Genomic DNA, 15,353 nt, shown 5'->3' with positions numbered 1-15,353 from the left:
TCTTTCCCTGTTATTGTCGCCACGGCATGACCGGCACCGCGCTGATGGCGTTCTTCGGCGACCCGTCGACCACTTTGTCGGAATAGGCCAGATACGCCAGCGTGTTGCGTTTCTCATCATAGAAACGCACGACCTGCAATGACTTAAATATCAATGAGGTGCGTTTTTTGAAAACCACCTCTCCCTGCGCCTTGCCATTCTTAATTTTGTCGCTCAGTTCAATAGGCCCGACCTGCTGGCAAGAGATAGCGGCGTCAGACGTATCTTCCGCCAGCCCCAATCCGCCTTTTATGCCGCCCGTTTTCGCCCGGCTAACATAGCACGTCACGTTTTTGACATCAGGATCGTCAAAAGCTTCCACCACGATTTTATGGTCAGGACCGAACATTTTAAATACCGTATCGACTGAACCAATTTGTTCCGCGCGGGCGCTCTGCCCCAGCAGCAACAAAATTGAGAAAAGTACTAAGCTCTTGTATTTCATATTGTTACCATTCATAAAAGTTACATTGCGTAATTATTAGACATTCTAAAATAAAATGGTTATAGATCACAGGATTAGAATAATTACCTGTCACGTTGCCTAAAAAAAGCATTTAAGCTCAAAAAAAACACTGAATGCTAAAAGAACAAAAAATGCTATTATCCTCTTACCTGATATCGGGTGCTCGTTGTTGAAAGGATGGGGATATTTTATGGATCAGGCTGGCATAATTCGCGACCTGTTAATCTGGCTGGAAGGTCATCTGGATCAGCCGCTGTCACTTGACAATGTGGCGGCAAAAGCAGGCTATTCCAAGTGGCACCTGCAGAGAATGTTTAAGGACGTGACGGGCCACGCCATTGGCGCTTACATCCGCGCCCGTCGTTTATCGAAATCAGCAGTAGCGCTGCGTTTGACCGCGCGTCCAATTCTGGATATTGCTCTTCAGTACCGCTTCGATTCTCAGCAAACCTTTACGCGCGCCTTTAAGAAACAGTTTTCCCAGACGCCAGCGCTGTATCGTCGCTCCTCGGAATGGAGCGCCTTTGGCATTCGCCCGCCATTACGGCTGGGCGAGTTTACCGTGCCGGAACATCAGTTCGTTACGCTGGAGGATACGCCGCTCCTTGGCGTCACGCAGAGCTATTCCTGCTCGCTGGAACAGATTTCCGACTTCCGCCACGAAATGCGCGTGCAATTCTGGCATGATTTCCTCGGTCATTCGCCAACTATTCCGCCTGTGCTTTATGGGCTTAATGAAACGCGCCCCAGCATGGAGAAAGACGATGAGCAGGAAGTATTCTATACCACCGCACTGCCGCAAGAGCAGGCCGATGGCTATGTTCAGTCGGCACATCCTGTGCTGTTGCAGGGCGGTGAATACGTCATGTTCACCTATGAAGGGTTAGGAACCGGCGTGCAGGATTTTATCCTGACCGTTTACGGCACCTGTATGCCAATGCTGAATCTGACCCGTCGTAAAGGACAGGATATAGAGCGATACTACCCGTCAGAAGATACCAAAACCGGCGATCGCCCTATCAACCTGCGCTGCGAATTTCTGATCCCGATTCGTCGTTAACGCTGTAGCTCATCCAATGCAGGGGCGTCCAGATGCGAAACGTCCCCTGCGGTTTCTACCACCCACCCAGACGCCAGCCACTGACTTTCCTGGTAATCGATGCGGGAAATAGAGCAGTTGCGCAAACGTAACCGGCGTTCCGCCCAGGCGGGTAGTCCCAATATAGTACTGACCAGACAGCCCAACGCGATACCGTGACTGACCAATAAAGGTCGGCTGCCCTGCGGTAGCTCCAGACAGGACGCCAGCGAGGCATGAACGCGATCGCTCAACTCCTGCATCGATTCCCCACCGGGAATGCGGCCATCCTGCGTGCCGTTGACCAGCTGACGACGCCAGCCCTCTTCTTCTTCCGTCAGCGAATCGATCTGGCGCTTTTCCAGCACGCCCATATCCAGCTCGCGCAGGCGGGAGTCAAAGGTGATATCACACCCGCACGCCTGGGCGATAATCTCCGCCGTGCGTTTTGTGCGGCCTAAATCGCTGCTGATGATATGGGTGATGCCGAGGCTGCGGGCGCGTTCTCCTACCTGCATGGCCTGCTGCTCGCCTTTTGCTGTCAGGGGACTGTCCGATTGGCCCTGAATACGTCGCTCGGCGTTCCACTGCGTTTCACCGTGGCGAACAAGGTATACCTGTAACATGTTTTTTTTCCGTTATACTGCGATAAATTTTTAAAACTGAGCTTAATTATGCACCAGGTTATCTCTGCGACCACCAATCCTGCCAAAATTCAGGCAATTCTACAGGCATTTGAAGAGATTTTCGGCGAAGGATCGTGCCATATTACGCCCGTCGCCGTCGAGAGCGGCGTACCGGAGCAGCCCTTCGGAAGCGAGGAAACGCGTGCTGGCGCACGAAATCGCGTGGGTAATGCGCGACGCCTGCATCCACAAGCTGATTTCTGGGTAGCCATTGAAGCCGGAATTGACGATGACGCCACCTTCAGTTGGGTGGTGATTGATAACGGCGTTCAGCGCGGTGAAGCGCGATCGGCCACGCTGCCGCTGCCCGCCGTCATTCTCGACAGAGTCCGCCAGGGAGAAGCGCTTGGCCCGGTGATGTCGCAGTACACAGGTATTGACGAGATTGGTCGCAAAGAGGGCGCCATTGGCGTATTTACCGCCGGAAAATTAACGCGCTCCAGCGTTTACTACCAGGCGGTGATCCTGGCGCTCAGCCCGTTTCATAACGCGGTGTATCGATAATTATTTGCGCTATGTTGTAGGCCTGATAAGCACAGCGCCATCAGGCATTTCGCGGCGATGTTGCCGGATGGCCGCTTCGCCTTATCCGGCCTACGAGCAAATCAGGCGTTTTTCAGCAGTACGTTCTCAAGCCAATGACGCAGTTCAACCGGCGCGGATTTCAGGCTGTTTGACCCGCGCGTGATGGTGGCGATACCCGCCCCCAGCTCGGTTTTCAACTCGCGCTGGCTCATTTCGCCACGCAGCAACTCCTCAATAATGCGCACGCGCGTTCCCAGCGCTTCACGCTCGTCCGGCGTAAGCATCAGTTGTAATAAAGGCAGATGCAGATCCTCTGCATATGCCTGACGGAGTAACTCCACAAAACGAAGCCACTCCTGATTACGTTGTTCGGCGATAGCCGATGAATAAGGGGAATGCTGGGTCATGTTATACCGCCGTTTGTACTGTTACACGAGTACAAATGATAACATAACCCGTCTGCATTAATACCGTCGCTGCCACTCAGAGTCGCTCATTAAGGCCTCTTTCTGCCCCATAAAGTGGCGATAGTAAGCGTCATAGGCCAGAACGTTTTTCACGTAGCCGCGCGTTTCCGAAAAGGGAATGCTTTCGACAAACGCTACGGCATCGATACGCCCGGCGCTATTGCCAAGCCAGGTGCGCACGCGCCCCGGCCCGGCGTTATACGCCGCCGAGGCGAAAATACGGTTATTACCAAACTGCTGATAGACATACTGCAAATAGCTGGTGCCAATGTTGATGTTGGTCTCCGGCTCCAGCAGTTGGCCGGGGCCGCGGTAGTCCGGAATCGAAAACATTTTCACCGTATGGGTGGCCGTTCCCGGCATAATCTGCATTAAGCCGCTGGCCCCTACCGGCGATTTTACTTTCGGGTTCCAGGCGCTCTCCTGGCGGGCAATCGCCATGGCATAGCTTTGTGAGATGTCTTTTCCGCGGGTATAGCGGGTAAAAAGATCGTTATACGCCAGCGGGAAACGCTCCTCCAGATGATCCCACAGTTTTCCGGCGATCGTCGCCTGTACGCTCAGATCCCACCAGTGCTGGTTAAACGCATAGCGCGCCAGCTGCGCCTGTTCAGATTTACTACGGCTTTTTACCAGATTCGCCCATTCGCTGCGCGCCGTGTTATCCAGGTTCCAGTACATCAGCTCCCGTACACGCGCCATCTCCGGCCCCTGCGTCAACGCGCTGTTTACGTTGGCGGGCGCTTTATCAATTTTAAGCGTGTACTCTTCTCCTAAACGCTGCGCCGCAACCATCGGATAAAAACCGCGCTTCTGCATTAAAGCATGAAGGATCTCTTTCGCTTCGGCGTCACGACCGCGCTCCAGCAATAAATCCGCCTGCCAGTAACGCCACTCGTCTTTCTCTTTCGCCTCCATTGGCAGGCGGGCAAGCCAGGTATTGAGACCGCGACGATCGCCCATCCCCAGCGCCATACGCACGCGCCGCTCGATAAGCGACGTCGATTGCGAGCGCATAATCGCGTCATCGCGCCATTTCGCCTGCGCATCGGTCACATCGTTGCCCATCAGTCGCCAGGCAACGATATCGCGCAGCGCCTGCGTTTGTTCCTCATTAAGTTTCTGCGCCTGTACCAGCGAGGGGATCATCAGACGTGCATTTTCCGCGTCCTGGCGGGCGACGCTGGCAAACGCGACTTCCGCCATCTGGCGGGTAAAATCGGTGGCGCCGGTGGTGCGTGCGAAGGTCAACACGTTATTAGGGTCATTAGCCAGGGTAATGATCGCTGAGGCGATCGTTTGATATTCCGCCGGCATCTGTCCGGCCAGCACCGTAACCAACCCCGTATTCCCGGCTTTCATCGCCAGCCGAATACGTTCCAGATACGCCAGCGGGTCTTGCTTGCCGGAGGCCCGCCAAACGCTGAAAAGTTTATCGCAGGCATTCGGCTGACTTTTGCCGGTCAGCCAAAGGTCTTTCGCGCCCTGCCAGGCCGCTTCCGTTTGCCCGGTACTCCATTTCGCGTAGTAATAGTTACATTGCGCTTCCGTGGTACCGGGTTTCTCCGGGCTAAACGCCAGCAAGCCGCGCCAGTCTTCACGACGCGCCAGCTCATTGACGAAGCGCGATTGCAGCGTACGCGCAGGCGGAAGCGTAGGATTGGCGCGCACAAACTGCGTGACGGCAATCGCCGGTTGGTTCATCAAATCGTCGGTGATCTTACGGTATTCCAGATACGGGTAGAGCGGATAATCTTTCAGACCCGGCATCATCTGCTCTACCACATCCATCTGGCGGTTGTCCCAGGCCTGCTTAATCTGCGCATAGCGGTTACGCTGCTCTTCCAGTGAGTCGGCCCGCGCGAGGTGACAAAAGGTCAGCAGGCATACGCTGGCGGCGACGAGACGCCAGACAAATGGTTTGGCTCTATCCACAAGCACTTCCTCAATTGTTATCCAATGCAGCATCATGCCGCGTAATGAATTTATGCTAACCAGTCATAGCCATTTGCGCCACGTTATGGACACTTTTTTACTTTTATTGCGAGTGCGATCTGCTGGCTGGGCTTAGGCAGGGAAAAAGGCTACACTTCGCCTTTGACATCTATTCACCATCACGATAAACATAGAGGCGAAGTCCAACGTGGCTCAATTCGTTTATACCATGCATCGTGTCGGCAAAGTGGTTCCGCCGAAACGTCATATTCTGAAAAACATCTCGCTGAGCTTCTTCCCTGGCGCCAAAATCGGCGTGCTGGGCCTTAACGGCGCCGGTAAGTCTACCCTGCTGCGCATCATGGCGGGTCTCGATAAAGATATCGAGGGTGAAGCGCGCCCGCAGCCCGGCATTAAGATTGGCTACCTGCCGCAGGAACCTCAGCTAAACCCGGAACACACGGTACGCGAGTCGATTGAAGAGGCCGTTTCGGAAGTGGTTAACGCCCTCAAACGTCTGGATGAAGTGTACGCGCTGTATGCCGATCCGGATGCCGACTTCGACAAGCTGGCCGCAGAGCAAGGCCGGCTTGAAGAGATTATCCAGGCGCACGACGGTCATAATCTGAACGTGCAGCTTGAGCGCGCAGCTGACGCCCTGCGTCTGCCGGACTGGGATGCCAAAGTCGAAAAACTGTCCGGCGGCGAGCGCCGTCGCGTGGCGCTGTGCCGTCTGTTGCTGGAAAAGCCGGACATGCTGCTGCTCGACGAACCCACCAACCACCTGGATGCCGAATCTGTTGCGTGGCTGGAACGTTTCCTGCACGACTTCGAAGGCACCGTCGTGGCGATTACCCACGACCGTTACTTCCTCGATAACGTTGCCGGTTGGATTCTGGAACTTGACCGCGGCGAAGGTATTCCGTGGGAAGGCAACTACTCCTCCTGGCTGGAGCAGAAAGATCAGCGTCTGGCGCAGGAAGCGTCTGCCGAAGCGGCGCGCCGTAAATCCATTGAGAAAGAGCTGGAGTGGGTGCGTCAGGGCGCGAAAGGCCGTCAGTCGAAAGGTAAGGCGCGTCTGGCTCGCTTTGAAGAACTGAACAGCGTTGAGTATCAGAAACGTAACGAAACCAACGAACTGTTTATTCCACCAGGACCGCGTCTGGGCGACAAAGTCATTGAAGTCAGCAACCTGCGTAAATCCTACGGCGACCGCGTACTGATCGATGACCTGAGCTTCTCGGTGCCGAAAGGCGCTATCGTCGGGATCATCGGGCCAAACGGCGCGGGTAAATCGACCCTGTTCCGCATGATGTCCGGTCAGGAGCAGCCTGATAGCGGCACCATTACGCTGGGTGAAACCGTCAAGCTGGCCTCGGTCGATCAGTTCCGCGACGCGATGGACAACAGCAAAACCGTCTGGGAAGAAGTGTCCGGCGGGCTGGATATCATGAAGATCGGCAATACCGAAATGCCAAGCCGCGCCTATGTAGGCCGCTTCAACTTCAAAGGCGTCGATCAGGGCAAACGCGTTGGCGAACTGTCCGGCGGTGAGCGTGGTCGTTTGCATCTGGCGAAGCTGCTGCAGGTGGGCGGCAACGTCCTGCTGCTCGACGAACCGACGAACGACCTGGATATCGAAACCCTGCGCGCGCTGGAAAACGCCCTGCTGGAGTTCCCTGGCTGCGCGATGGTTATCTCGCACGACCGTTGGTTCCTTGACCGTATCGCCACCCACATTCTGGATTATCAGGATGAAGGTAAGGTGGAATTCTTCGAAGGTAACTTTACCGAATACGAAGAGTACAAGAAACGCACGCTGGGCGCCGAGGCGCTGGAGCCGAAGCGTATCAAGTACAAGCGTATTGCCAAATAAATGTCAGAATGCCGGGTGGCGCTTGCGCTTACCCGGCCTACAAACCCAGCGATTCCAGTACGTTGTGAAACTGTAGGCCTGATAAGACGCGGTAAGCGTCGCATCAGGCATTGGTTCTTATCCCTGCTCGCCCATCATCTCTTTCACCAGTTCCACACAGCGCAAAAAGCGGCCATCGTAATCAGCCTCTTTAACGTGAACGAACTCAATGTTGTTCTCTTTCAGCATCTCGACCAACAGGCTCTGGAACGCTTTGCGATCCACTGAACTGCCCAGGCTTCGCAGTCCGTCAGCTACCCACGGCGTATTATTCTCCAGCAAAATCACCAGGTCGAAGCGATACTCGTCGATCAGCGCCTGGACAAAGGGATGCTCGCGCCCTTCGTATTTTTTGCAAAATGCCTGGGTGGTGACGAAATCGGTATCGATAAACGCCACTTTATTCGCATATTTCACTGCGAAATCAATATATTGCGCATGGCCCAGCGCAATTTTATCGTAGTCGGAATACTGTAACGCCATCTCATCGCCGCCCAGATGCGAAAAGACATAGTCGCGGCCATATTCCCAGGCGCTGGTGGTATTAAAAATATTGGCGAGCTTATTGACCAGCGTAGACTTGCCGCTTGATTCCCCGCCCAGAATCGCGACGGTACGCACGAAAAACGGCTTCACTTCGGTAGGAATATATTCCCAGTAACGAAACGGATTTTCGCGGATTTGCGCCCCGCTGATATTCATAAACGTGCGTTCAGGATCGACCAGCACCGTCTCAATCCCTAAATGCTCAAGATACTGCGGCGCATCAGCCTCTTCGGAAGTGTAGATCCAGCTCGGCTGTATTCCCTTCTCTGCCATAAACGCTTTAATGCCGTTGCTCCAGACGTCCCAGCCATGCGGATAAGGCTCCATCCCCTCTTCATTAAAGGCGTGAATGCGAATATTTTTTTGGTATTTGAAGGTTTGCAATAACCAGCGCAGGCGATCCGACACGGTGGGCTGCTGCGACATGGCGCTATCCTCAAACAGTCCGCGGTCGCGCGTATCGTCATAACCCATAATGATGTGCAACTCATCCACCTGGCTACAGGCGCGCTGGATCAAGTAGATGTGTCCGGTATGCAATGGATAAAATTTACCGAACACCACGCCAATGTTTTTCTGTCGGCGGGGAAACTCCAGCCCGAGAAAACGGTGTAGCGCCTCCAGTTTTTGCGCGCTGGGGCTTTTGATTTTGGCGTTAAGTAACTGACTCAGATACCCCTTGGTCATACCGCTGGCGTCAGCCACCTGTTGCAGAGTGCAACCTTGCTGCTTAATCGCGGTTTTGAGATAGTCGAACGATGACACAAGAGCCTCCTGCTGGAAAAATCGCATAACACTGCCTGACGGCGCTTCGCTTATCAGGCCTACAACATCAATCCGTATCAATCCGTAGGCCGGATAAGACGCATTGCATCGCCATCCGGCAAATTATACAACATCACTACATACAGAGAATTATAAGTCGTCAAACACGCTTAACGCATCTGCGAGCTTTTTAACACCGAACACCTGCATTCCTTCCGGCGGCTTTTTCGGTACGTTGGCGGCAGGCACAATCGCCCGACGAAAACCGTGTTTCGCCGCCTCGGAAATACGCTCCTGCCCGCTCGGCACCGGACGAATCTCGCCTGCCAGCCCCACTTCGCCAAACACCACCAGATCCTGCGGCAACGGCCTGTCACGCAGGCTGGAGACCATCGCCAGCAGTAAAGCCAGATCCGCGCTGGTTTCGGTGACTTTCACGCCGCCGACCACGTTGACGAAGACGTCCTGATCCGACATTTGTAGACCGCCGTGTCGGTGCAGCACCGCCAGCAGGATTGCCAGACGGTTTTGTTCCAGACCGACCGCCACGCGTCTGGGGTTCGCCATCATCGAGTGATCGACCAGCGCCTGAATCTCCACCAGCAACGGTCGCGTGCCTTCCCAGACGACCATCACTGAACTGCCGGAAGTGACCTCATCGCCGCGGCTTAAAAAGATGGCGGACGGATTGCTCACTTCGCGCAACCCCTGTTCGGTCATGGCGAAGACGCCCAGCTCATTGACTGCGCCAAAGCGGTTTTTGTGGCTGCGCAGCGTGCGGAAACGAGAATCGGCGTCGCCGTCGAGCAATACTGAGCAATCGATACAGTGTTCCAGCACTTTCGGCCCCGCCAGCGACCCGTCTTTGGTGACGTGGCCGACCATCACGATCGCCACGCCGCGCGTTTTGGCGAAGCGCGTCAGGTAGGCTGCTGTTTCGCGGACCTGGGCGACGCTGCCTGGCGACGACTGGATGTCCGCCATATGCATCACCTGTATGGAGTCGATCACCATCAGTTTCGGCTGTTCTTCTTCCGCTATCAGGCAGATCTGCTCGATGCTGGTTTCGGAGAGCATATTCAGATTAGCGGTCGGCAGGCCGAGACGGTGCGCGCGCATCGCCACCTGCTGTAGCGACTCTTCGCCGGTGACGTACAGTGTTTTCATCTGCTCGGCGAGCTTGCACAGCGTTTGCAGCAGCAACGTTGATTTGCCCGCGCCGGGGTTACCGCCAATCAAAATGGCGCTGCCGGGTACCACCCCGCCGCCCAGCACGCGGTCAAACTCTTTAAAACCGGTAGAAAAGCGCGGCAGTTCCTCAAGACTGATGTCAGACAGTTTCTGCACTTTTGATACGCCCGCACTGCCGGCGTATCCGCTCAGACGTTCGTTACGCGCCACCGTCGGCGACGCGGCAAGGCGCACCTCGGTAATGGTGTTCCAGGCATGGCAGGCGCTGCATTGCCCCTGCCAGCGCGGGTAATCGGCCCCGCATTCATTACAAACAAAGGCGCGTTTGGGAGCTTTTGCCACGTTTTACCTCTTTCGTTAACGCTGTTGCCGGATGGCGCTGGCACTTATCCGGCCTACGGTCGCCTTGCCATTGGGCAGGTTAATCATTTCTGGTTCATGCTGCCGGAGAGAATGCAAAACACGCCCATCAGGTCAGCGTGGCGGATCGTAATCTCCGTCTTTTCGTTTACTTTTGGCTTGGCATGGAAGGCAATACCTAACCCTGCCGCTTTGATCATGGGCAGATCGTTAGCGCCGTCGCCAATCGCCACCGTCTGCGCCAGCGGGATGTCATGCTCTTGCGCCAGACGAAGCAAGGTATTGGCTTTATACTCAGCATCCACAATATCGCCGATAACGTGACCGGTAAATTTACCGTCCATGATCTCCAGCTCATTGGCGACCGCCGCCGTCAGGCGTAGCTGGTCACGCAGATAGTCGGCGAAGAAAGTGAAGCCGCCGGAGGCGATAGCGATTTTCCAGCCAAGCGCTTCCAGTTTTAGCACCAACTGCGTTAATCCTGGCATTAGCGGCAGATTCCCGCGCACCTGGCGCAAAATATCGGCATCCGCGCCTTTCAGCGTCGCCACGCGGCTACGCAGGCTGGCGGTAAAATCAAGCTCGCCGCGCATCGCGCGCTCCGTCACTTCAGCCACCTTCTCACCGGTACCGGCCAGCTTCGCGATTTCATCGATACACTCAATCTGGATCGCCGTGGAATCCATATCCATGACCAGCAGCCCCGGCGTGCGCAGATGCGGAATTTTACCCAGCGGCGCAACATCCAGCTGCGCCTCATGCGCCAGCCGCGTCGCACGCGGCGTCAGCGACCCCGCCAGACGAATGACCTGATAATCCTCCACGCACCAGGCGGCGACAATCACCATTGCGGCGCCCAGTTTGGTCTGATATTGAGTTAAACGCTGCTTATCCAGCCCGCGCCCATACAACAGCCAACCGCTGCGGCCTGCATGGTAATCCAGAGGCATCACCTCGTCGCCGCTTAAAGAAAGAGGCAAACCAGGCCATAAAGAGACATCTTCAGGCAGATCGCACCAGGTAATGTTAGGCATTAAAGCTCCTGTAAATCGTTCAGGCCGGTAACCGCCCCGCGGAAAATAACGCATGAGGCTACCTTGTAACCATCGCTTCTGGCAACATTAAGCCTCAAATTTTCAGCAGGTGGAATATGGCTCGCGCAAAACTGAAATTTCGGCTGCATCGTGCAGTCATTGTATTGTTCTGTCTCACACTGCTCGTCGCGCTCATGCAGGGCGCGTCCTGGTTTAGTCAAAACCACCAGCGACAGCGCAATCCGCAGCTGGAAGAGCTGGCCCGCACGCTGGCGCGCCAGGTGACGCTCAACATCGCCCCGCTGATGCGCAGCGAAACACCGGACGAAAATCGCATCAACGCCGTGCTGCGTCAGCTCACGCAAGAGAGCCGTATTCTGGATGCCGGCGTCTATGATGAACAGGGCGATCTTATTACTCGCGCTGGCGAAAGCGTCAATGTGCGCGACAGGCTGGCGCTGGATGGCAAAAAAGCGGGCAGCTATTTTAACCAACAAATTGTCGAGCCTATCCAGGGGAAAAACGGCCCATTGGGCTACCTGCGTCTGACGCTGGATACCCACACGCTGGCCACCGAAGCAAAGCAGGTCGATAACACCACCAACATTCTACGCCTGATGCTGCTACTCTCGCTGGCGATAGGCGTGGTGCTGACGCGCACCTTGCTACAAGGTAAACGCACCCGCTGGCAGCAGTCGCCCTTCCTGTTAACGGCCAGCAAGCCTGTTCCGGAAGAGGAAGAGCGTGAGGAAAAAGAGTAAAATGACGGCTTAATAAAGGTAAGGAAAACCACCATGACAACATTACGCCTGCTTATTTCTGACTCTTACGATCCCTGGTTTAACCTGGCGGTCGAGGAGTGCATTTTCCGCCAGATGCCCGCCACCCAGCGCGTGCTGTTCCTGTGGCGCAACGCGGATACGGTGGTCATTGGACGCGCGCAAAACCCGTGGAAAGAGTGTAATACGCGGCGTATGGAAGAAGATAACGTCCGTCTGGCCCGCCGTAGCAGCGGCGGCGGCGCGGTATTCCATGACCTCGGTAATACCTGCTTTACCTTTATGGCCGGTAAACCGGAATACGATAAAACCATCTCCACCCATATTGTGCTCGCGGCGCTGAATTCGCTGGGCGTCATGGCCGATGCTTCGGGACGCAACGATCTGGTCGTAAAAACGCCGGACGGCGATCGCAAAGTCTCCGGTTCAGCCTATCGCGAAACCAAAGATCGCGGCTTCCATCACGGTACGCTGCTGTTGAACGCCGACCTCAGCCGTCTGGCGAACTATCTGAATCCGGATAAAAAGAAACTTGCGGCGAAAGGGATTACCTCCGTTCGCTCCCGCGTAGCCAATCTTACCGAGCTATTACCGGGTATCACCCATGAACAGGTCTGCCAGGCGGTCACGGAAGCCTTTTTCGCCCATTACGGCGAACGCGTCGACGCGGAAGTGATTTCACCGGATAAAACGCCGGATCTGCCGAATTTTGCCGAAACCTTTGCGCGCCAGAGCAGTTGGGAGTGGAATTTCGGCCAGGCACCGGCGTTCAGCCATCTACTGGACGAACGTTTCACCTGGGGCGGCGTCGAGCTGCATTTTGACGTCGAGAAAGGTCATATCACCCGTGCGCAGGTGTTTACCGATAGCCTGAACCCGGCACCGCTGGAAGCGCTGGCGGGGCGACTGCAAGGGTGTTTGTACCGCGCGGATATGCTGCAACAGGCGTGCGAAGCGCTACTGGTTGATTTCCCGGAGCAGGAAAAAGAACTGCGGGAATTATCGGCGTGGATTGCCAGAGCAGTGCGCTAAATGAATAATATCAGAGAGATGAATGTGTCTCTGATATTATTTAAACATAACAACATATTCTGAAAAATGAGTGAATAGCACAAATAGTTAAAACACACTCACCAACTACTATAATCTTTAAAATTAATATTATTTCCCCGCACTTCATAAACCCAGCGAATTATAAACCATTTATCATCACCAATGATGATTAAAGTTTTTCTTAAGCAAGATTTAATTTTATTAAATTTACAACCTATCATTCTCTTCATAGAATCCCGGCGCGCATTACATGTTCTTTGGAAATATACTTAATCGTTAGGGATTACTGATGAAAAAATTATTAATAGCGACCTCTGTCGTAATAGGATTATCAACTTCAGCGCAAGCGGTTGAATCCACTGCTGTATTAAAACTGACTGGCGTTTTAACCAACGGCGCATGTATACCAGAGTTAAGTGATGGTGGAGTTGTAGATTTCGGTACTAAGGCCGTTAGCGATCTGCTGCCAACTGAGACGAATCAACTGGGATACAAAGATATAACACTCACGATTCAGTGTCTTGCACCGGCAAAAGTTGGCTGGACCGCTACCGATAATCATGCCGATTCGGTAACATCATTGACTATCGATGACGCAACATTTAGACATCAGAACAATAGAATACCAAACTATCAGCTAGGTCTGGGTAAAACAGCAGGTGGTATCAACATTGGTTCATTCGGCCTCTCTATGGACTTGAATAATGCGACCGCCGATGGCATTCAGACGAAAATGGTAGCGTCAAGTAGTAATAATCCAGATTTGTGGGCTATCACAGGAAACGAATTCGTTGCGCTTACAAATACATTTCCAAATATCACTACATATAGTGTCGGCGATGAAAATGGCCCCGCCGCTTTTACCATTGCAACATTTCCTATACGCGTAGCTGCCGCTATACAGGGAACGGACACACTGGCTATTACCGATAACACCACGCTTGATGGTCAGGCGACCTTTACACTCGTATATCTGTAACTCCAGCATTCACATGGAATATTCAACACCTCTTTAATGGAACTATAATGAAAAAAATTTTGCTTATTACTGCAATTGCAGCAGCCTTTGCTACAACCAGCGTGAATGCTGACACCACCGCCGTATTAAAAGTCACCGGTCAACTGATTGTTGGCGGTTGTACCCCAGAACTCAGCGACGGCGGCGTGGTTGATTACGGTACTATCCGCCTCGCCACACTTTCCGCAACCGATGTAAACCAACTGGGCACTAAAGATGTCTCTCTGAGTATCTCTTGTCCGTCTGCAACCAAAGCAGCCTGGACTATTACCGATGACCGTGCGGACACCCACCCAGGCGCATCCGTTATCTCCATAGCCAATGGCAATATGACTAATGGTATAGTATCTGATACCACAATGTCCTACGGCGTTGGCAAAACAACCGAAGGTGTAAAAATCGGCGCGTTCTCTATTTACACCGATACCGCGAACGTTACCGCTGATGGTGTAAAATCTGACGCTATCTCAGGAACCGTTGATAGCCCAGTCTGGCAGAAGTCCACCACCGGGATTATCAAAAACGGCAATATGGAAATGTTTACCGTTGCTACAAAAGGCACCACCGAACCGGTTCCGTATACTCTTGCCATTTTCCCGCTGAAAACCTCACTGGCCATTCAGGATACTGCAACGCTGGCCATTACTGATGATACTGTTCTGGATGGTCAGGCAACCATCACGCTTAAATACCTCTGATCCAGACCGTATAAAAAGGTTATTGATCTGTCTCCCTTATTATGGGGAGACAGATTAAAATTAAAGGACTAATTCTGATGCCAGCAGTGACTAAACTTCCATTATTATTACTCAGCGTCCCCTTTGTTTTTTCAGCACTCTTTTCACAGGCTAACGCTGCCGGTATGGTACCGGAAACTACGCTACTGGTGATTGAAGAATCCACACACAGCGGCGTAATGAATGTTAAAAACACCGACAGCAATCCGGCTTTGTTATATACCACCGTCGTTGATTTACCTGACGACAATGGTGTGAAGCTGGATGTCACTCAACCGGTTGTTCGCGTTGAAGCAGGCCAGCAGCAGCAACTACGCTTTATTATGGAAAGCACGGAACCGCTCACCGTCGAGCACTATAAACGCGTCACGTTTGAAGGTATTCCTCCGAAATCTACCAATAAGGGAATGAAAATAGGTTTTAATCTACGCCAGGATTTGCCGGTATTAATTCGTCCTAAAAATCTACCGGTCGTTACTGATGCCTGGAAATTATTAACCTGGTCCAGAAACGGACAAACAATCAACGTCAAAAATCCGTCTCCCTACGTTGTACGTTTAGCCCAAAATATTACCTTCTTACCTTCCGGGGGCGAAGGCACGATTAAAAAAACCTATATTCTGCCCGGCGAAACATTGAACGTCAGTATAAAAACGCCCCTTGCTGCTGATACATCCGTACGTTTTTACCCTGCCAGCCGTTACGGCATTGAAGTCCCCAGCTTTACCTCACCGCTGGTGCCGTGATGAGAGCTAGCAC

At 53.5% G+C, this 15,353-nt stretch carries 15 protein-coding genes; 8 read left to right on the top strand and 7 right to left on the bottom strand.

Annotation, left to right across the window (positions count from 1 at the left end):
- Positions 1 to 10: 10 nt before the first annotated feature.
- Entirely contained in the window at positions 11 to 484 is a 474-nt protein-coding gene (creA, locus tag NA986_RS19495) for a protein CreA (RefSeq protein WP_000875811.1), read from the bottom strand.
- Positions 485 to 695: 211 nt separating this feature from the next.
- On the opposite strand from creA, the gene robA reads away from it, so the two are divergent.
- A complete protein-coding gene (gene robA / locus NA986_RS19490; protein WP_000371685.1) occupies positions 696 to 1,565 on the top strand; it encodes an MDR efflux pump AcrAB transcriptional activator RobA in 870 nt (289 codons plus the stop codon).
- Here the strand turns inward: robA and gpmB are convergent.
- A complete protein-coding gene (gene gpmB, locus NA986_RS19485; protein WP_023138571.1) occupies positions 1,562 to 2,209 on the bottom strand; it encodes a 2,3-diphosphoglycerate-dependent phosphoglycerate mutase GpmB in 648 nt (215 codons plus the stop codon). The genes robA and gpmB overlap by 4 nt on opposite strands.
- A 48-nt stretch (positions 2,210 to 2,257) precedes the next feature.
- On the opposite strand from gpmB, the gene yjjX reads away from it, so the two are divergent.
- Entirely contained in the window at positions 2,258 to 2,773 is a 516-nt protein-coding gene (yjjX, locus tag NA986_RS19480) for an inosine/xanthosine triphosphatase (RefSeq protein ID WP_000554315.1), read from the top strand.
- 101 nt (positions 2,774 to 2,874) lie between these two features.
- On the opposite strand, the gene trpR is transcribed toward yjjX, so the two are convergent.
- Positions 2,875 to 3,201 (bottom strand): trp operon repressor, encoded by a 327-nt coding sequence (gene trpR / locus NA986_RS19475; RefSeq protein WP_000192003.1) that lies wholly within the window; start codon positions 3,199 to 3,201, stop codon positions 2,875 to 2,877.
- A gap of 57 nt (positions 3,202 to 3,258) precedes the next feature.
- Positions 3,259 to 5,229 (bottom strand): murein transglycosylase, encoded by a 1,971-nt coding sequence (sltY, locus tag NA986_RS19470; protein WP_155580949.1) that lies wholly within the window; start codon positions 5,227 to 5,229, stop codon positions 3,259 to 3,261.
- Positions 5,230 to 5,404: 175 nt separating this feature from the next.
- On the opposite strand from sltY, the gene ettA reads away from it, so the two are divergent.
- Complete coding sequence (ettA, locus tag NA986_RS19465; protein ID WP_000046770.1) at positions 5,405 to 7,072, top strand: energy-dependent translational throttle protein EttA; 1,668 nt, start codon at positions 5,405 to 5,407, stop codon at positions 7,070 to 7,072.
- A 117-nt stretch (positions 7,073 to 7,189) separates the two neighbouring features.
- Here the strand turns inward: ettA and nadR are convergent, their stop codons facing one another.
- The 3 genes from nadR to serB all read right to left on the bottom strand — a co-directional run bounded on the left by nadR (position 7,190) and on the right by serB (position 11,007).
- On the bottom strand, positions 7,190 to 8,422 hold the full coding sequence (gene nadR / locus NA986_RS19460; RefSeq protein ID WP_001519486.1) for a multifunctional transcriptional regulator/nicotinamide-nucleotide adenylyltransferase/ribosylnicotinamide kinase NadR: 1,233 nt from the start codon (positions 8,420 to 8,422) through the stop codon (positions 7,190 to 7,192).
- Between the two features lie 150 nt (positions 8,423 to 8,572).
- The gene (radA, locus tag NA986_RS19455; protein WP_001029710.1) at positions 8,573 to 9,955 is read right to left on the bottom strand and encodes a DNA repair protein RadA; all 1,383 of its coding nucleotides are present in this window, start codon (positions 9,953 to 9,955) and stop codon (positions 8,573 to 8,575) included.
- A gap of 83 nt (positions 9,956 to 10,038) precedes the next feature.
- Positions 10,039 to 11,007 carry a phosphoserine phosphatase gene (serB, locus tag NA986_RS19450; RefSeq protein ID WP_001132983.1) on the bottom strand — a complete coding sequence of 323 codons (969 nt, stop codon included), beginning with the start codon at positions 11,005 to 11,007 and terminating at the stop codon, positions 10,039 to 10,041.
- Between the two features lie 116 nt (positions 11,008 to 11,123).
- Here serB and NA986_RS19445 point away from each other — a divergent pair, with 116 nt between their 5' ends.
- From NA986_RS19445 to stjC, 5 genes are all read left to right on the top strand, one after another.
- Complete coding sequence (locus NA986_RS19445) at positions 11,124 to 11,768, top strand: YtjB family periplasmic protein (protein ID WP_000090067.1); 645 nt, start codon at positions 11,124 to 11,126, stop codon at positions 11,766 to 11,768.
- Between the two features lie 33 nt (positions 11,769 to 11,801).
- Positions 11,802 to 12,818 carry a lipoate--protein ligase LplA gene (lplA, locus tag NA986_RS19440; RefSeq protein WP_023203385.1) on the top strand — a complete coding sequence of 339 codons (1,017 nt, stop codon included), beginning with the start codon at positions 11,802 to 11,804 and terminating at the stop codon, positions 12,816 to 12,818.
- Between the two features lie 310 nt (positions 12,819 to 13,128).
- Positions 13,129 to 13,818 carry a DUF1120 domain-containing protein gene (locus NA986_RS19435; protein ID WP_000734712.1) on the top strand — a complete coding sequence of 230 codons (690 nt, stop codon included), beginning with the start codon at positions 13,129 to 13,131 and terminating at the stop codon, positions 13,816 to 13,818.
- Positions 13,819 to 13,865: 47 nt separating this feature from the next.
- Complete coding sequence (locus NA986_RS19430) at positions 13,866 to 14,555, top strand: DUF1120 domain-containing protein (RefSeq protein WP_000722272.1); 690 nt, start codon at positions 13,866 to 13,868, stop codon at positions 14,553 to 14,555.
- A gap of 77 nt (positions 14,556 to 14,632) precedes the next feature.
- Positions 14,633 to 15,340 (top strand): fimbrial biogenesis chaperone StjC, encoded by a 708-nt coding sequence (stjC, locus tag NA986_RS19425; RefSeq protein WP_001112028.1) that lies wholly within the window; start codon positions 14,633 to 14,635, stop codon positions 15,338 to 15,340.
- Positions 15,341 to 15,353: the final 13 nt, after the last annotated feature.

It is taken from the genome of Salmonella sp. NW177 (genome assembly GCF_051811585.1).
In the GTDB taxonomy this organism is placed as follows: domain Bacteria; phylum Pseudomonadota; class Gammaproteobacteria; order Enterobacterales; family Enterobacteriaceae; genus Salmonella; species Salmonella enterica.
Note: the sequence above shows the minus strand (reverse complement) of the source record. Positions and strands in the feature narration are given on the sequence as shown.